General features: G+C 34.7%; 1 pseudogene. It reads left to right on the forward strand.

From position 1 onward, the window contains the following. Positions 1-222, forward strand: a pseudogene (locus tag FUA24_RS25925) (hypothetical protein); the annotation flags it as partial.

Raw genomic sequence — 222 nt, forward strand, 5'->3', positions numbered from 1 at the left:
GTATTATTGTTAAGCTCATGTGTATCTAAAAAAGAGTACACCGCCTTACAAGAAAAACAAAAAGAAACTCAAGATTTGCTTAACTCTGCTACTGTTAAATTAAATTCATGTTTAGAGGAAAAAGCATCGGCTTCAGCAAGATCAAAAGCCTTAGAAGAGCAAGTGGCAGATTTACGTAAGTACAATGATAACCTACAAATATTATCAGCCAAAGGTGCTAGC

The organism is Seonamhaeicola marinus, from assembly GCF_008085455.1.